A 16,974-nucleotide genomic window follows, 5' to 3' on the forward strand; every position below is an offset into this window, starting at 1 on the left:
GATGTCAGCTTCGTTCAACTTGAGCCCATCGGTCCCGTGAAGAAACCCGGTCCGGTGGGCCTTTTCAATTTGCAGCAAGGCAGCGCGACATCTTTCACTCCAGCCGCCCTCCCCCAGAACACTACGTCGGGTTGGCTCCCCGCGTTGACACCAGCAAGGGATGTGCCTGCCAGAGACGATCATGTCCCGAAACCTGACCCAATCGTGACGGAAGGGACGAAGCGGGACAACACCGCAACCGCGGATGCTCAGCATGGCAAAAGCCACCCGGAAGCGGGTGGCGCAGCGCAGCCAGACGTGCTCAGCGCTCGGTCGCGCCGAGGCGGTCGAGCAGGCCGCTCAGTTCGTCGAGCGAACCGAAGGCGATGGCGACTTCGCCCTGCTCGCCGCGGCGGGTGCGCTTTTTCACGCGGATCTCGACCTGGGCGGTCAGCAGATCCGACAGCAGCGCTTCAAGGCGCTGCACGTCGCGCGACTTGGCCGGGCGGGCACGGTCGACCGCACCGGGCTGGGCCAGATCGTGCTGGCGGTTGACGAGTTTTTCGGCTTCGCGCACCGAGAGCTTGCGGCCGACGATCTCGTTGGCGCAAGTGATCTGGTGCACCCGGTCGAGCGAGAGCAGCGAGCGGGCGTGGCCCATGTCGATGTCGCCGGCGGTGAGCATCTGCTGCACCGGCTCGGCCAGATGGAGCAGGCGCAGCAGGTTGGACGTGGCGCTGCGCGAGCGGCCGATGGCCTGCGCGGCGCTGTCGTGGGTCAGCCCGAAGTCGCGGATCAGGCGCTGCACCCCGTGCGCCTCTTCGAGCGGATTGAGGTCTTCGCGCTGGATGTTCTCGATCAGCGCCATCACCGCGGCGGCCTGGTCCGGCACGTCGCGCACCAGCACCGGCACCTCGCTCAGACCCGCCAGCCGCGCGGCCCGGGTGCGGCGCTCGCCGGCGATGATCTCGTACATCGGCAGCCCGTCGCGCGAGGCCACCGGACGCACCAGCACCGGCTGCATCACGCCCTGGGTCTTGATGCTCTCGGCCAGCTCGAAGAGCGAACCCTCGTCCATGCGGGTGCGCGGCTGGTACTTGCCGGGCAGGAGCTGGTCGAGCTGGACGGCACCGGGATGGCGCTCCTTGCCGCCGGGCTGTGGCGTGGCGTCGCTGACCTGCGGCCCGAGCAGGGCTTCCAGACCGCGACCGAGACCTTTGGGCTTCTTGGTGACCATCCGGCGATTGTCCGCGATATTGGCGTGGTTTCAGGGCTGAACGCTGGGGGCATTCACCAGGGTCCCCGCCAATCCCGCCACCAGCGCCAGCCCCTGCGGCCAGTCACCGAGACCGGACTCGGCATTGAGGTGCCCGCGCGGACCCGCGTCCACAGTCCCTGCACCCCAGTCGGCGCACAGGGCGGCGGCGCGGTCCGGCGCGCAGTAGGGATCGTCCGACGACACCACCGCCGTCGCCGCAAACGGCAGGCGGCCGCGGCGGATCGGCCGCCAGTTGTGCAGCTGCGGCGGCATGTCGGCGCGCTCGGTGTCGGGCGGCGCCACCAGCAGCGCGCCCTGCACGAGGCGGGTGTGGCGGCTGTGTTCGGCCCACGCGGCGACGAGCTGGCACCCGAGGCTGTGTGCGACGAGCACGGCCGGGCGCTGGTCCGGCCCGGACAGCAGCACGTCGTCGAGCCGCGCCATCCAGTCGCCGCGGCGCGGCCAGGTCCAGTCGTCCTGCTCGACCAGCGTGAAGCCGTGCAGCGCCGCCCAGCGCGTCTGCCAATGGCCTTCGCCAGAGCCGAGCCAGCCGGGCAGCAACAGCACGCGGCAACCCTTCCAGGCCACAGAGGTGATGATCGAAGTGTTCAGCGTCATGTCCATGCCGTATTCTTTCGCGTTCCACCGATCACGAGGTTCCCCCATGAAGCATGCAGTGTTTGTCGACGGCCAGGAAGGCACGACGGGCTTGCGCATCCACGAGTATCTGGCCAGCCGCGCCGACATCGAGGTACTGCGCATCGCGCCCGACAAGCGCAAGGACGCCGCCGAGCGCGCGCGGTTGCTCAACGCGGCCGATGTGGCCTTCCTGTGCCTGCCGGATGCCGCCGCGGTCGAAGCCGCCGCGCTGATCACCAACCCGAACACCTGCCTGATCGACGCCAGCACCGCGCACCGCACCGTGCCGGGCTGGGCCTTCGGTCTGCCGGAACTCGCTCCGGGCCAGCGCGAGCAGCTGCGCGCCTCCAAGCGCATCGCCAACCCGGGTTGCCACGCCAGCGCCTTCATCCTGCTGATGCGCCCGCTGGTGGACGCCGGGCTGGTGCCGGCCGCGCTGCCGGTGAGCGCCACCTCGCTGACCGGCTACTCGGGCGGCGGCAAGAAGATGATCGAGCAGTACGAGGCGGGTGGCGATGTGAAGCTGGAGTCGCCGCGCCCCTACGCGCTGGGCTTGGCGCACAAGCACATCCCGGAAATGATGACCCACACGGGACTGACGACCAAGCCGATCTTCGTGCCGGTGGTCGGCAACTTCTACAAGGGCCTGTCGGTCACGATCCCGCTGCACCGCGCGCAGCTGGCCCCCGGCGCCACGGCCGAGCGGCTGCACGCGGCCTTCGCCGAGCACTACGCGGGCGAGCCCTTCGTGCGCGTGATGCCGCTCAACGACCCGGCGACGATGGACGGCGGCTTCTTCGACGTGCAGGGCTGCAACGACACCAACCGGGTCGACCTGTTCGTGTTCACCAATGGCGAGCAGGTGCTGCTGATGGCGCGCCTGGACAACCTCGGCAAGGGCGCCAGCGGGGCGGCGGTGCAGTCGATGAACGTGCACCTGGGCATGGCGGAAAACCTGGGGCTCTGAAGCACCACGCCATGAAAAAAGCCCGGCGATGCCGGGCTTTTCAGTGCGAGAAGCGTGCAGATCAGGACAATCAGGACAGTTGGTTGCTGATCAGCTTGGTCATCTCGAACATCGAGACCTGGTCCTTGCCGAAGATCGCCTTGAGCTTCTTGTCGGCGTTGATCATGCGCTTGTTGGCGGGATCCTGCAGGTCGTGCTGCTTGATGTATTCCCAGACCTTCTTGGTCACTTCGGTGCGGGGCAGCGGGTTCTTGCCGACCACTGCAGCGAGCAGCTTCGAAGGGTTCATCGGCTTCATGAAGGCCGCATTGGGCTTCTTGACTTCGGCCACAGCGGCTTCGACCACTGGTGCGGCAACGGGTGCGGCAACAGCGATTTCCTGTGCGGGGGCCTTCTTCGCGGCGGCCTTCTTGGCAGTTGCCATGTGTGATTTCTCCGTCTTGGATGGTGATGTGCCCGTGGGACCGGCACTGCGCGGCAATGGTACTGCGAGCCTCGGGCATTGAGAAGGCATGGAAGGCGTGTTCGGATGGAAAGCCCCGGCGATCTCCGCAGTTGTTCGTGGAGCTACGCATGAAAACCGCGCCGCGGCGCATCTACACTGCCCCGCGTGACCCGGTGACAGCCTTGTGGCGGCGGGGTCGGACAACTTCTCTTCAATGCCGGACCGATCAGGTCCGAGAAAACGCCATGGAACAGTTCCTGACCCCCGAATTCTGGCTCGCCGTCGGCCAGATCATCATGATCGACATCCTGCTCGGCGGCGACAACGCGGTCGTCATCGCGCTGGCCTGCCGCAAGCTGCCACCCGCACAGCGCCGCGCCGGCATTCTCTGGGGAACAGCCGGGGCGATCCTGCTGCGTGTCGTGCTGATCTTCTTTGCGCTGACGCTGCTGCAGCTGCCTTTCCTGAAGATCGTCGGCGCACTGCTGCTGCTGTGGATCGGCATCAAGCTGCTGATGCCCGAGGACGACGGCGGCCACGAGGTCCAGGCCAGCGACAAGCTCTGGGCGGCGGTGAAGACGGTCATCGTCGCCGACTTCGTGATGAGCCTGGACAACGTGATCGCCATTGCAGGTGCAGCAGAAACCGCGGCGTCCGGCCACCAGATGCCGCTGGTCATCTTCGGCCTGCTGGTGAGCATCCCCATCATCGTCTGGGGCAGCCAGATGGTCATCAAGCTGATGGACCGCTTCCCTGCGGTCATCACCATCGGCGCCATGCTGCTGGGCTGGATCGCCGGCACGATGGCGGTCACCGATCCCGCAATCGCGGGGTGGCTGGCCGGTTCGGCCGGTGACACCGCAGCGGGTACCGGGCCGCAGGTCAGCGCCGCGATCCGCTATGGCGCCGGAGTCCTCGGCGCCCTGCTGGTGCTGGTCGCCGGCAAGCTGATGGCGAAGCGGGCACCCGCCGCCTGAGGCTGCAGATCTTCGCGCGCGCCGCCGGCGCTGCGATACTGCGCGATCGCAATTGCACATTTCAGACTGCCCACCATGACCAGCCCACGCCCGTACTTCTGGAAACAGGACTGGGCCTGGGCCGTGCTCGCCATCGGCGTGGTCAGCTGGCTGCACACCAGCACCGACCTGGCCCGCCAGCCGCAGCAATGGCTCTACGACCGGGCCATCACCAGCACCGTGGCCTCCGTGCCGGCCTCGGAAGTCGCCCTGGTGATGATCGACGAGGCCAGCCAGGCACGCCACGGCCGGGCCCCCTGGCCGCGTGACCTGCATGCGCGGCTGATCGACCGGCTGGTGCAGGCCAGCGTCGTCGTCGACACCGAGCCCTTCCTTGGCCACGAGAGCGAGCGTGCGCTGGCCGAACTGCAGCACCTGCACGCCACCATCGCCGCCGATCCGGTGCTGGCCCGGTACCCCGAGCTGCCCGCCATGCTCGAGCGCAGCGAACTCAACCTCGATGGAGACGCCCGGCTCGCCGCCAGCCTGGAGCGCCACCAGCGCACGCTGCTGAGTCTGGCCGCGCTGCCGGATTCCGCACCCTCCTCGCCACCTGTCCTCTCCAAGGGCCAGCCGGCCGGTGCCCGCACCCCCGCAGGGGCTCCGCTGGCGGCGCCCTGGCCCCTGCCGATCCTGCGCGACGCGGCCGCTGGCGTCGGCCACGCCGAGATCCAGACCGATCCGGACGACGTGCTGCGCCGGCATGAGCTGCAGCGGCAGGTCGGCGCCTGGCGGGTCAGCTCACTGGCCGTGCTGGCCGCCGGCATGCACCGTGGCCTCACGCCAGCGCAGATCGACACCGCGCTGCAGGCCTATCCGCCGCGCCTGGGCGGACGTGCGCTGTCCGTGGATGCACAGGGCTGGCTCGCACCGCTGTGGGCCGCGGGCTCGGCGGCGCAGGCAGGCCTGCTCATCGTCAGCGCGCAGGACGTGCTCGACAACCCGGCCACCGTCGCCCACCTGCAGGGACGCATCGTCCTCATCAGCCACGACGACTCCGACATGACGGCCCGCCACGTGCGGCTGCCCGACGGACGCGCGATCCACCCGGCCGAGGCCCTGGCGCGCATCACCTCGTCGCTGGTCAATGGCCGCTGGGTGCAGCAGCCGGGCTGGACACGCTGGGTGCCCTGGCTGCTGCTCCTGGGGGTGACCGGTTTCATGCTGCGGGTCGTGCCACGGACCACACGGGGCACGGCGCTGGCGCTGTCCGGAGTGACCGCGATCGCGTTGCTGCTCGTGCCCCATCTGCTGCTGGGGCAGGCGCGGATCTGGATGCCGCTGACGCTGCCGCTGTCCGGTCTGGCAGCCGGCTGGGCCGGGCTGCGCCTGCACGCGCACTGGCAGCGCCTGGCTTCACGGCACACCACCCTGCCGCCCGTGCTGATCGAGCCGCCGATGGCCGACACCATCATCACCACCTTCGACGTGATGCCGATACCGGTGCACGACAAGGCGCCCGCCGTGCCGAAGTCGCTGTCCCCCGCACCGCAGCCCCATCCGGCCGCCGCGCCGGCGCCGGTGCTGCCCGAAATCGACGACGAACCGGACTCGGAACTGCCCGACGACGCCGGGGCCGAGTACGAGAAGACCCGCCCCATTCCGCGGGATCCGGACGACTTCGCGGACGAAGCCGCGGTGCGGGCCCTCGAGAAGACGCAGCCGCTGTCGCGCGACGAGGTGCTGGTCAGCGCAGCGCTGACCGCCACCGAGGCCATCCGCGAACTGCCTCGCCTCGGCCCCTACCAGCTCGACCGGGAACTGGGCCGTGGTGCGATGGGCCGGGTCTATCTGGCGCACGACACGGACACGGGGCAGGAAGTCGCGGTCAAGACGCTGGCGCTGGCCCGCGAATTCGACGGCTATGCCCTGCAGGAAGCCCGCCAGCGCTTCCACCGCGAGGCCGAGGCCGCGCGCCGCCTGCAGCACCCCGACATCGTGCGGGTGCTCAGGACCGGCGAGGAGCACGGCATCGCCTACATCGCCATGGAGCGCCTGACGGGGCACGACCTGACCCAGCACCTGCGCGCCGGCAGCCTGCTGCCGATGGCGACCGTCGTGGCCATCGGCACGCGGGTCGCCACCGCGCTGGCCCATGCCCACGCACTGGGGGTCGTCCACCGCGACATCAAGCCCGCCAACGTGATGATCGACCTGGCCCGCGGACAGGTGAAGGTCACGGACTTCGGCATCGCCCGGGTCTCCGGCGCCAGCCGCACCCGCACCGGTCTGATCCTCGGCTCGCCGTCGTACATGTCCCCCGAGCAGATCGCCGGACGCCAGGCCGATGGCCGCAGCGACCTGTACTCCCTGGGCGTGCTGATGTTCCACATGCTCACCGGCGATCTGCCGCTGTCCGGCCACACGATGACGGAACTGATGGGGGCCATCGCCAACACGCCGGCGCCGGATGTGCGCAGCCTGCGGCCCTCGGTGCCCGAGGCGCTGGCGGACGTGCTGGGCATCCTGCTCGACAAGCGGCCGGAGCTGCGCTATCCGGACGGACTCGAACTGGCCACCGATCTGCACCTGATCTCATCCATGCTGCAACGCAGCAGATCGCAGCGCCAGGACTTCCCCGTGCTCGGATCGGTGGAGGAATACGCGGCGGGACCATTCCCGCACACGGCGCAGATGCCTGTGCCTAGAGCCACCGCGTCACAATCACGCCGCTGATCCATGGACCGCCCGCGTGTCTTCCCCATGACTTTCGAGTTCTTTTCCGCGACCGACCGAGGTCGCGTCCGCAACAACAACGAAGACTCGGTCGCCCTGGACGAGTCGGCAGGCCTGATGGTTCTGGCCGACGGCATGGGCGGCTACAACGCTGGCGAAGTCGCCAGCGGCATGGCCACGGCCTTCATCCAGCGCGAACTCGGCCAGTGGCTCACCGAAGCGGGGCCGGAAGCGTCGGACCGCGAGGTGCGCCGGGCCATGGATGTCTGCGTGGACAACGCCAACCGCGCCATCTTCAACGCCGCCCACGCCGAGGCGCAGTACGCCGGCATGGGCACCACGCTGGTGGTGGGTGTGTTCCGGGGCGGCCGGCTGCTGCTGGGCCACATCGGCGACTCGCGGGCCTACCGCTGGCGCGATGACCGCCTGATGCAGCTCACCCGCGACCACTCGCTGCTGCAGGAACAGATCGACGCCGGCCTGATCTCGCCCGAGCAGGCGGCCAACAGCCACCAGAAGAATCTGGTGACCCGGGCCGTCGGCGTGGAGGATGTGGTGCTGCTCGAAGCCCATGTCCACGCCGTCCATCCCGACGACTGGTTCCTGATGTGTTCGGACGGCCTGTCGGACATGCTGGACGATGCGCAGATCTCCGCCGTCCTCCGGGAACATGCCGAGATCGACAAAGCTGCACAGGCGCTGATCGATGCTGCCAATCAGGCGGGCGGGCGGGATAATATCGCTGTGATACTGGTAGCCGTTCACGCCCTGCCCGGTGCAGGCCAGGCGTGGTGGCCATTCCGGCGCTGAGATCAAGGGACCAGGTCCCAGACGCCAAGCTTCAGAGGTTGCTCATGCCCAAACTTGTTGTTTCGCTGGACGGTGTTGTCATCAAGGAAGTTCAGCTCACCAAGGACAAGACCACCTTGGGCCGGCGTCCTTACAACGACATCGTGATCGACAACCTCGCCGTGAGCGGGGAGCACGCCGTGCTGCAGATGGTCGGTCAGGATGTCTACATCGAAGACCAGAACAGCACCAATGGCACGTACATCAACGGCCGGGCCATCAAGAAGCAGCTGCTGCAACACAACGACACGATTGAAATCGGAAAGTACAAGATCAAGTACCTGGTCGAGGACAGCTCCGATTACGAAAAGACCATGATCCTCAAGCCGGGCCAGCACCAGCCCGGACTGCACGGTCGACCGACTGCGCCGACGATGCCCAGCGCCTTCCCGCCCTCCGGCTTCGGCGGACTGGCGACCGGCACCGTGCCGCAGGCCTCCATCCGGGTGCTGTCGGGTGCGGCTGCCGGGCGCGAGGTGGTGCTCACCAAGGTCGTGACCACCGTCGGCAAGCCGGGCGTGCAGGTGGCCTCGATCACCAAGCGTCCGGGCGGCTATGTCTTTGCCCACGTGGAAGGCAATGCGCGTCCGACCGTCAATGGCGCTGCGGTGCAGTCCGACCCGGTGCATCTGAAGGATGGCGACGTGATCGAACTCGCCGGCACGCAGATGCAGTTCATGCAGCCCTGACCGGCCCGTGTGCTTGTTCACGTCGACAGGCGCTTGCGGCCACAGCAGAGCACAAGCAGTGCGGAAGTTCGCAGGGGGTCGCTTGCGCCGGGGTGAGGCTGGGGGCAGCATGGCCGCCTTTGTTGCAAGTCCTCACCTGGAAACCTGATGAATCTGCGTGTCCTTGGCTGCTCGGGCTCGATCGCCCTCGACAACCGGACCACGTCCTTCCTGCTGGACGAGCATGTGCTCGTCGATGCGGGAACCGGTGTGGGCGACCTGACCCTGGACGAACTGGCCGCGATCGACCACATCGTGCTGACCCATTCGCATCTGGACCATGTGCTGGGCATTCCGCTGATCGCCGACAGCGTCATGCAGCGCCGTCTGGCGATGACGCCCTTCCGCCCCATCCAGGTGCACGGGCTGGCCGAGACGCTCGACGCCCTGCGCCAGCACGTCTTCAACAACGTGATCTGGCCCGACTTCACCCGCCTGCCGCGCAAGGACCGCCCCATCCTGGAGCTGGTGCCCTTCCAGACCGGGGACTGCCTGTCGCTAAGCGGATTGCAGATCGAGGTGCTGCCCGCCTGGCACACGGTGCCGGCCTGCGGCTTCGCCGTGGACACGCCATCAGGCCTCTGGGTCTTCACCGGCGACACGGGGCCGAATCCGGCACTGTGGGAACGGCTGCGCGGACGCCCGATCGCGCAACTGGTGATCGAGACGGCGTTCAACGACGACGAACGCGCGCTGGCCGAGATCAGCCGCCACCTCTCGCCGTCGATGCTGGCCGCGGAGCTGCTGCACCTCGACGTGGACAGCGACACCTCGATCGCCATCACCCACGTCAAGCCCGGCGAGATGGCCGCGGTCACCGGGCAGCTCGCCGCGCTGGACCTGCCGCTGCCGGTCTTCGCGCTGACCCGGGGCGAACGCTACCGGTTCTGAACGCCGCTCAGAGCCGCAGCGCGTCCCACCCGGTGCGCACGATCAGCGCGCCCACCACGGCGATGAACACGCCGCGCACGAAGCCGGCGCCATGGCGCAATGCCAGCCGCGCGCCCAGCAGACTGCCGAGCACATTGGCCACCGCCATCGTGGCCGCCACCGGCCACCAGACATGCCCGGTCGCGGCAAACAGCGTCAGCGCCGCGACATTGGTGGCGGTGTTGAGCAGCTTGGCAGCGGCCGATGCATGCAGGAAGTCGTAGCCCAGCACGCGCACGAACAGGAAGACGAAGAAACTGCCTGTTCCGGGGCCGAAGAAGCCGTCGTAGAAGCCCACCAGGGCGCCGATCACAGTGGCTTGCACGGCCTCACGGCGGGCGGAGGGACCGGGGGTGTGGGTGCGGCCCAGATCCTTGCGCAGCAGCGTGTAGACCAGCACCGCCAGCAGGATGAACGGCAAGGCCCGCCGCAGTCCCGTGGCGGGCACCTGGGTCACCAACCATGCCCCGGCAAAGCTGCAGGACAGTGCCGCCGCAGCGGCCGGCACGAGCGTGGCCCAGTTCATCGTGACGCGGCGGGCGTACTGCGCCGTGGCCCAAGCGGTGCCCCAGACAGCGGCGCCCTTGTTGGTGCCGAACAGCGTGGCCGGCGCCGCGGCCGGGTAGACCGCAAACAGCGCAGGCACCAGGACCAGCCCGCCGCCGCCCACGATCGCATCGACAAATCCCGCCAGCCCCGATGCCAGCGTCACCCACACCAGTTCCATCTCGCCCGCCCCCTGAAAAACAAAAGGCACCGGGGTTGCCGGTGCCTTTGAATTGTCTCTCACTGCGCTCTTGCGCTGCATTCCTGGAGCGTCAGACCTGCCTGGATGTTTTATTGGTGGCAGGGTGATGGTGTTGTTGTTGGCGCCTGTTGTTGGCGCTTGGTGAACCAGTCTCCTCAGTCCCTCGCTCCTGCACGCAGCCACGAAGGGTCTGCGTTTGCGAGTGGCGGAAATGTAGAGGCAGGCGAACCGCCGACATATCCGGGGTTTCCCGCACCAACATGGCGTGTTGCCCCCATGTAACGCCAATGGAGTGCCCAAAAACGGGCATTGGTCAAGCCAGACGATCCGCCAGCACCCATTGCGCAGCCCGCTCGGCCAGCATCAGCGTCGGCGAGTTGGTGTTGCCGCTGGTGATCGTGGGCATCACGCTGGCGTCCACCACCCGCAGTCCGGCCACGCCGCGCACCCGCAGGCGTGGGTCGACCACCGCGGTCGGGTCGTCCGCACGCCCCATCTTGCAGGTGCCCACGGGGTGGAAGATGGTCGTCGCGATGTCCCCGGCCAGGCGAGCGAGGTCCTCGTCGCTCTGGTACTGCACGCCGGGCTTGAACTCCTCGGGCCGGTAGGGCTGCATCGCAGGTTGCGCCACGATGCGCCGCGTCACACGCAGCGAGTCGGCCGCCACCTGCCGGTCCTCGGGCGTGGAGAGGTAGTTGGCGAAGATGGCCGGCGCGTCCTCGTGGCGCGGCGAGGTGATGCGCACGTGGCCGCGCGAGGTCGGGTTGAGGTTGCACACGCTCGCCGTGAAGGCGTTGAAGCTGTGCAGCGGCTGGCCGAAGGCGTCGAGCGAGAGTGGCTGGACGTGGTACTCGATGTTGGGCCACACGAAGGCGTCCGAGGTCCGCGTGAAGGCGCCCAGCTGCGAGGGCGCCATGCTCATCGGCCCGGTGCGGCGCAGCAGGTATTCCAGCCCGATCTTCGCCTTGCCCCAGGGCGTGGCGGCCAGGGTGTTGAGCGTCTTCACCCCCTGCACCTTGTAGACCGAGCGGATCTGCAGGTGGTCCTGCAGGTTCTCGCCGACGCCGGGCAGGTCGTGCTGCACCGGGATGCCGTGCTGCTGCAGCAAGGCGCCAGGGCCGATGCCCGACAGCTGCAGGATCTGCGCGCTGCCGATGCTGCCGGCGCACAGGATCACCTCGCGGCTGGCGGTGACGGTCTCGACACCATGCGGCGTGACCACCTCGGCGCCGGTGCAGCGCAGCACGCCATCGGCGCCGCGCTCGGTCAGCAGGCGGCGGACGTGGGCGCCGGTCCACATCTCGAAGTTGGGCCGGCCGAAGCAGGTCGGGCGCAGGAAGGCCTTGGCCGTGTTCCAGCGGAAGCCCGATTTCTGGTTGACCTCGAAGTAGCCCACGCCCTCGTTGGTGCCACGGTTGAAGTCGTCGGTGGCGGGAATGCCGGCTTGCTGCGCCGCCTGGGCAAAGGCATCCAGCACATCCCAGCGCAGGCGCTGCTTCTCGACGCGCCATTCGCCGCCGTGGCCGTGCAGCGCCTTGAAGGCCTCGGGGGGCTGCGCCGCCTGGTCGGGGTCGAGGCGCCAGTGGTTTTCGTGCTGGCGGAAGTACGGCAGGCACTGGTCCCAGCGCCAGGTGTCATCGCCGGTCAGCGTGGCCCACTGGTCGTAGTCGCGCGACTGGCCGCGCATGTAGATCATGCCGTTGATGCTGGAGCAGCCGCCGAGCACCTTGCCGCGCGGATAGCGCAGCGCGCGGCCGTTGAGGCCCGGATCGGGCTGGGTCTGGTAGAGCCAGTCGGTGCGCGGGTTGCCGATGCAGTAGAGGTAGCCCACCGGAATGTGGATCCAGTGGTAGTCGTCGTGGCCACCGGCTTCGAGCAGCAGGACGCGGCTGAGGCCCTTGGCATCGCTGAGGCGGTTGGCCATCAGGCTGCCAGCCGTTCCGGCGCCGATGATGATGTAGTCGAAACTGGGCATGTTCTGGTGTCTCCGTGGCCCGCACTCTAAGCGCAAGCGCGGTCGGCGGCACTCGGTCGAAACGCCAGTGGGGCAGGCCCGCCCGCCGTCTACCCGCTCACATGCGAAGCCAGGATCGGGAACAGCTTGACCAGCCCCTCGGCCATGATCTCCACCGCCAGCGCCGCGAGGATCAGGCCCATCAGCCGCGTCATCACGTTGATGCCGGTCTTGCCGAGCAGCCGTGCAATCGCGCCGGACGCGGAGAAGGCGAGGAAGGTGGCCGCACCCACGACCACGCCATACCCCACCAGCGCCGCCAGGTGCCACCAGTGGCGGGCCTGGTCGGCGTAGATCACCATGGTCGAAATGGTGGCCGGACCGGTCAGCAGCGGAATGGTCAGAGGCACCACGGCGATGCTGTCGCCGGCGTCGGCGCGCTGCTGGCCGTCGCTGACGTCGTCCGAGCGGGACTCGGCGGGCTGGGCGTTGAGCATCTGCAGCGCGCTGATCAGCAGCAGCGTGCCACCACCGACCTGGAACGAAGCCAGCGAGATGCCGAAGAACTCGATCACCTTCAGTCCGGCCAGCGCGCTGACCGCGATGACGACAAAGGCCGAGAAACTCGACACCCGGATCGTGCGCCGGCGCTGTTCAGGCGACAGGTGCTGGGTGAAGTGGATGAAGAACGGCACGACGCCGATCGGATTGACGATGGCGAGCAGCGCGACCAGCGGTTTGAAAAGGTCCATTCGCTGATTCTGCGCGCACTTGGTTTTGGGGTTTACCCCTGAACGACCGGCTTCGGCAGCAAACTGGATCAAAAATCTGCGCAGCCTTACAACACTTCTTTCGGTAGGGATGCTCACACTGCTTGACCGTCATACATAATGATCCCTCGTGATTGGACGCGGCGCCTTTTCTCTGTTCCCTGGAATGAGTGCTGGCTGTAGCTCCGCCACATGGTCCTCTGGTACCGTAGGTACCCTGTTTCTTGAAAGGCGCTCTTCCATGGGCAACAAACTCTATGTGGGCAATCTCGCCTACAGCGTCCGCGACGAAGATCTGAACGACGCGTTCTCCCAGTTCGGTGCGGTCAGTTCCGCCAAGGTCATGATGGACCGCGAAACCGGCCGCTCCAAGGGCTTCGGTTTTGTCGAAATGGGCTCAGATCCCGAAGCGCAAGCCGCAATCAATGGCCTGAACGGCCAAGCGATCGGCGGTCGTGCCATCGTCGTCAATGAAGCCCGCCCGCGTGAAGAGCGTCCGGGTGGCTTCCGCAGCCCCTACGGTGGCGGCGGTGCTGGCGGCGGCGGTGGCCGCAGCGGTGGCGGCGGTGGCGGCGGCTACGGTGGTGGCGGCGGCGGCGGCGGCGCTGGTGGTCCTGGCGGCGGTGGTGGCGGCGGTTTCCGCAGCCCCTACGGCGGCGGTGGCCGTCGTGAAGGCGGCGGCGGCACCGGTGGTGGCGGCGGCCGCAGCGGTGGCGGCGGCTACGGTGGTGGCGGCGGCGGCTACGGCGGCGGCGGCTACTGATTTCGCCAGAGCATTGGTTCGCTGATGCTCTGACCGAACACCAGCCCTGATTCAAGACAAGGCGCCAGATCGCAAGATCTGGCGCCTTGTTGCATTGGGGCTCCAGGTCGCTAGATCGGCGGTTCGCCACGGCGCTGCTTGCGTCCGCGGCCCGCGATCACGCGGTCGTACAAGCCCCTCGGCAACAGCCGGAGCAGCACCACCACCCACGCCATCGGCCAAGGCACGACCGCGAACGGCGTTCCGCGCGCGATCAGCGGCAACGCTTTCTCCGCGAAGGTGTCCGGTGCGATCAGAAAGGGCATGGGATAGCGGTTGCCCTGGGTGAGCGGCGTGTCCACGAACCCCGGCACCAGCGTGACCACCCGCAGTCCATCGGCACGCAACTCCACGCGCAGGCTCTCGCAATAGGCCACCACCGCGGCCTTGCTGCCGCAATAGCCCCCATGCCCCGGCAACCCGCGGATGGCGGCCACGCTCGCCACACCGACCAGCGTCCCCCTGCGCGCCAGCCGCATCGGGCGGATGAACGCATGGAAGGTGGCGGCCATGCCGATCACGTTGGTCTCGTACAGCTCGCGCAGCACGTCCAGATCCGCCCGCTCCGCCGTGTCGATGCCGACGCTGAGACCTGCGTTGGCGATCACCACCTGCGGCAGGCCCTGCTCGACCAGACAGCGCGTCGCCGCCGCCACGATGGCGTCGGTGTCCCGCACATCGGCCTGGTAGACGGCGGCCCGCTCCGGCCCCAGGCCCTGCCCGGCCAGCCACTGCTGCACCACGTCCGCCCGCCGCGCCACCAGCGCCAGCCGCCAGCCCTCCTGCGCATAGGCGGCCGCCAGCGCCTGCCCGATGCCGCTGGAAGCGCCGGTGATGAAGACCAGCGGAGCGCGCTCGCGGGCGATCTGGTCCTGGTTCATCGCCGGGCGGGCAGATGCCCCCGCACGGCCCCCTGCAGGTCGAGCCGGCCATCGGCGTGGTCGTAGACCAGCGTGCGGGCCTCGATGACGCTGTCGCCCTGCCGCAAGGTCACCGGGCGGGTGCTGCGGACCTGGTCGGCACGCCGGTCGAACACCATCTCTTCGCTGCTGAAGGTCATCGGCGCCGTTTCTCCGGGCAGCAGATCGCGGACCACGGTCGCGCCGCCGGTGAGCCGCACCTCGTTCCCGTCGCCGGTCGCGGTGGCCAAAGTCGCCGCGGCGCGCAGCGCGTGCCCCTGGTCATCACGCCAGCGCAGGCGAACGCCGTCGATCTCCAGCGTGTCCGTGTCGGGGTAGTGGCGCACCACATCGCCTTCGATCACGCCCCGGGCCGGACCGACGGACACATAGTGCTGCACCGAGAACCCGCGCATTTCGTAGTCCGGCTCGTGGCGGACCTCGGCCGGCGCGCGGTCCTGGGCGGGAGACGGCGTGCTCTGGACCAGCCACCAGGTGGCCGCGGCGAGCAGGGCCATCAGGAACAGCGGCAGATTGCCCAGCAGCGCATGGCGCAGGCGCACGCTGCGGGGCAGCACGGGATGCCCCGCTGCCTCCGGCAGCCGGCTCAGCAGCGGCGGCAGCGGCAGCGGGGTGACGTCGTCGTCGTCGAGGGGCGCCACGGTCCCGGGCTCAGCGTGCCGCGCCGTCGAGCGTGGTCAGGTGACCGGCGAGCAACTCGCCGTAGCGCCCCGCGGCCATCAGCAGCACATCGCAGAACTCGCGGGCTGCGCCCTGCCCGCCGGGCATGGCCGTGACGTGGTGGGCCGCCGCCTTGACCTCGGCGTGCGCCTGGGCGGGCGCGCAGGCCAGCGCACAGCGCACCATCAGCGGCAAATCCGGCCAGTCGTCGCCGATGACCGCCAGCGCGTGCCAGTCCAGCCCGAGCGTCTGCAGCACCTGCTCGGCCGCCGCCAGCTTGTCGTGGATGCCGTACAGCGCATGGACGATGCCGAGATCGGCACAGCGCCGCCGCACCGCCGGCGTGTCGCGCCCCGTGATCACCACTGGCGTGATGCCGGCGCGCGCCAGCAGCTTGATGCCATGGCCGTCCAGCGTGCTGAAGGCCTTGACCGTCTCGCCGGACTCGCCGATGTAGATGCGGCCGTCCGTCAGGCAGCCGTCGACATCGAAGACCGCGGCACGCACGGGCTGCGCGAGCAGCAGGAGGGCTGGCGGAAACTGCAGCGTCGGCGTGACCGGACGGGGCCAGGCAGGGGTCGGGATCGGCATGGTCAGATCACCTTCGCGCGCATCAGGTCGTTGGTGTTGAGGGCACCGATCAGGCGGCCCTCGGCGTCGTGGACCAGCAGCGTGGTGATGCAGGCCTCCTCCATCAGCGTGGCCGCCTCGACCGCCAGCGCGTCGGCGCGCACGCTGCGCGGCCGGCTCGGACGCAGCAGATCGGCGGCGGTCAGCGTGCGCAGGTCGGTGCCCTGCTCGACCGCGCGGCGCAGGTCGCCGTCGGTGAAGACGCCGACCGCCTGACCGTCGGCATCGACGATGGCGGTGGCACCGAGGCCCTTGGCGCTCATCTCGCGCATCATCTCGACGCAACCCGCCTCGGGCGTGACCCGCGGCACCGCGTCGCCCTTGCGCATGATGTCGTGGACATGGGTGAGCAGCTTGCGGCCGAGCGCCCCACCCGGGTGCGAACGCGCGAAGTCCTCGGCGCGGAAGCCACGGGCATCGAGCAACGCCACCGCCAGCGCGTCGCCCAGCGCGAGCTGCGCCGTGGTGCTGGCCGTGGGGGCGAGGTTGAGCGGGCAGGCTTCCTGCGTCACGCGGTTCGACAGCACCAGATCGGCGTGCGCCGCCAGCGTCGACTCGGCCCGGCCGGTCATGCCCACCAGCGTCACGCCGAGCCGCTTCAAGGCCGGCAGGATCGCCGCCAGCTCGTCGCTCTCGCCGGAGTTGGAAATCGCCAGCACCACGTCACCGCGGGTGACCATGCCGAGGTCGCCGTGGCTGGCCTCGGCCGGGTGGACGAACAGCGCCGGCGTGCCGGTGGAGGCCAGGGTGGCGGCGATCTTGCGCCCGACATGGCCGCTCTTGCCCATGCCCATCACGACCACGCGACCGCTGCTGCGCAGGATGGTCTCGACCACCGCCGCGAAGCCGGCACCCTGCTGGTCCTGCAGTTGCAGCAGTGCCTCGGCCTCGATGCGCAGCGTCTGACAGGCCATGCGGATCGCCCGCTCGGCATCGAAGGGAGGTGCAGCAGGGGAAGGAGTCACTGAATCTCGGGCCGGGGCTGAATTAGGATAGGGCGATT

17 protein-coding genes are annotated in these 16,974 nt (G+C 68.8%); 7 read left to right on the forward strand and 10 right to left on the reverse strand.

Annotated features, from left to right (window positions below):
- Positions 1 to 301: 301 nt before the first annotated feature.
- Both AABN02_RS10155 and AABN02_RS10160 read right to left on the reverse strand, forming a co-directional pair.
- Positions 302 to 1,216: a ParB/RepB/Spo0J family partition protein gene (locus AABN02_RS10155; RefSeq protein WP_338414811.1), complete on the reverse strand. Its 915-nt coding sequence runs from the start codon at positions 1,214 to 1,216 to the stop codon at positions 302 to 304.
- Between the two features lie 30 nt (positions 1,217 to 1,246).
- Positions 1,247 to 1,855: an alpha/beta hydrolase gene (locus AABN02_RS10160; RefSeq protein ID WP_338414812.1), complete on the reverse strand. Its 609-nt coding sequence runs from the start codon at positions 1,853 to 1,855 to the stop codon at positions 1,247 to 1,249.
- Positions 1,856 to 1,901: 46 nt separating this feature from the next.
- Here AABN02_RS10160 and argC point away from each other — a divergent pair, with 46 nt between their 5' ends.
- A complete protein-coding gene (argC, locus tag AABN02_RS10165) occupies positions 1,902 to 2,843 on the forward strand; it encodes an N-acetyl-gamma-glutamyl-phosphate reductase (protein WP_338414813.1) in 942 nt (313 codons plus the stop codon).
- A gap of 70 nt (positions 2,844 to 2,913) precedes the next feature.
- Here the strand turns inward: argC and AABN02_RS10170 are convergent, their stop codons facing one another.
- The gene (locus AABN02_RS10170) at positions 2,914 to 3,267 is read right to left on the reverse strand and encodes an SWIB/MDM2 domain-containing protein (protein ID WP_338414814.1); all 354 of its coding nucleotides are present in this window, start codon (positions 3,265 to 3,267) and stop codon (positions 2,914 to 2,916) included.
- Positions 3,268 to 3,533: 266 nt separating this feature from the next.
- Between AABN02_RS10170 and AABN02_RS10175 the strand changes: the two genes are divergently transcribed.
- The 5 genes from AABN02_RS10175 (at position 3,534) to AABN02_RS10195 (ending at position 9,448) form a co-directional block, all read left to right on the forward strand.
- Positions 3,534 to 4,265, forward strand: coding sequence for a TerC family protein (locus tag AABN02_RS10175; protein WP_338414815.1), 732 nt, complete (start codon positions 3,534 to 3,536; stop codon positions 4,263 to 4,265).
- Positions 4,266 to 4,340: 75 nt separating this feature from the next.
- Entirely contained in the window at positions 4,341 to 6,980 is a 2,640-nt protein-coding gene (locus AABN02_RS10180) for a serine/threonine-protein kinase (RefSeq protein ID WP_338414816.1), read from the forward strand.
- A gap of 27 nt (positions 6,981 to 7,007) precedes the next feature.
- On the forward strand, positions 7,008 to 7,790 hold the full coding sequence (locus AABN02_RS10185; protein WP_338414853.1) for a Stp1/IreP family PP2C-type Ser/Thr phosphatase: 783 nt from the start codon (positions 7,008 to 7,010) through the stop codon (positions 7,788 to 7,790).
- 44 nt (positions 7,791 to 7,834) lie between these two features.
- On the forward strand, positions 7,835 to 8,518 hold the full coding sequence (locus tag AABN02_RS10190; RefSeq protein WP_338414817.1) for an FHA domain-containing protein: 684 nt from the start codon (positions 7,835 to 7,837) through the stop codon (positions 8,516 to 8,518).
- Positions 8,519 to 8,665: 147 nt separating this feature from the next.
- On the forward strand, positions 8,666 to 9,448 hold the full coding sequence (locus AABN02_RS10195) for a 3',5'-cyclic-nucleotide phosphodiesterase (protein WP_338414818.1): 783 nt from the start codon (positions 8,666 to 8,668) through the stop codon (positions 9,446 to 9,448).
- 7 nt (positions 9,449 to 9,455) lie between these two features.
- On the opposite strand, the gene AABN02_RS10200 is transcribed toward AABN02_RS10195, so the two are convergent.
- From AABN02_RS10200 to AABN02_RS10210, 3 genes are all read right to left on the reverse strand, one after another.
- A complete protein-coding gene (locus AABN02_RS10200) occupies positions 9,456 to 10,214 on the reverse strand; it encodes a TSUP family transporter (protein WP_338414819.1) in 759 nt (252 codons plus the stop codon).
- 334 nt (positions 10,215 to 10,548) lie between these two features.
- Positions 10,549 to 12,210 carry a GMC family oxidoreductase N-terminal domain-containing protein gene (locus tag AABN02_RS10205; RefSeq protein WP_338414820.1) on the reverse strand — a complete coding sequence of 554 codons (1,662 nt, stop codon included), beginning with the start codon at positions 12,208 to 12,210 and terminating at the stop codon, positions 10,549 to 10,551.
- A gap of 89 nt (positions 12,211 to 12,299) precedes the next feature.
- Positions 12,300 to 12,941: a MarC family protein gene (locus tag AABN02_RS10210; protein WP_338414821.1), complete on the reverse strand. Its 642-nt coding sequence runs from the start codon at positions 12,939 to 12,941 to the stop codon at positions 12,300 to 12,302.
- A gap of 259 nt (positions 12,942 to 13,200) precedes the next feature.
- Between AABN02_RS10210 and AABN02_RS10215 the strand changes: the two genes are divergently transcribed.
- Entirely contained in the window at positions 13,201 to 13,722 is a 522-nt protein-coding gene (locus AABN02_RS10215) for an RNA-binding protein (RefSeq protein ID WP_338414822.1), read from the forward strand.
- A 110-nt stretch (positions 13,723 to 13,832) separates the two neighbouring features.
- On the opposite strand, the gene AABN02_RS10220 is transcribed toward AABN02_RS10215, so the two are convergent.
- From AABN02_RS10220 to AABN02_RS10235, 4 genes are read right to left on the reverse strand one after another with little or no spacing between them, the layout of a single operon-like run.
- The gene (locus AABN02_RS10220; protein WP_338414823.1) at positions 13,833 to 14,642 is read right to left on the reverse strand and encodes an SDR family oxidoreductase; all 810 of its coding nucleotides are present in this window, start codon (positions 14,640 to 14,642) and stop codon (positions 13,833 to 13,835) included.
- Positions 14,639 to 15,322: an LPS export ABC transporter periplasmic protein LptC gene (gene lptC, locus AABN02_RS10225; protein WP_338414824.1), complete on the reverse strand. Its 684-nt coding sequence runs from the start codon at positions 15,320 to 15,322 to the stop codon at positions 14,639 to 14,641. The genes AABN02_RS10220 and lptC overlap by 4 nt, the downstream gene beginning before the upstream one ends.
- Positions 15,323 to 15,332: 10 nt before the next feature.
- The gene (locus AABN02_RS10230) at positions 15,333 to 15,932 is read right to left on the reverse strand and encodes an HAD hydrolase family protein (protein WP_338414825.1); all 600 of its coding nucleotides are present in this window, start codon (positions 15,930 to 15,932) and stop codon (positions 15,333 to 15,335) included.
- A 2-nt stretch (positions 15,933 to 15,934) separates the two neighbouring features.
- A complete protein-coding gene (locus tag AABN02_RS10235) occupies positions 15,935 to 16,885 on the reverse strand; it encodes a KpsF/GutQ family sugar-phosphate isomerase (RefSeq protein WP_338414854.1) in 951 nt (316 codons plus the stop codon).
- Between the last annotated feature and the right edge of the window lie 89 nt (positions 16,886 to 16,974).

Origin of the sequence: uncultured Sphaerotilus sp. (genome assembly GCF_963924895.1) — a bacterium.
Classification (GTDB): domain Bacteria; phylum Pseudomonadota; class Gammaproteobacteria; order Burkholderiales; family Burkholderiaceae_C; genus Sphaerotilus.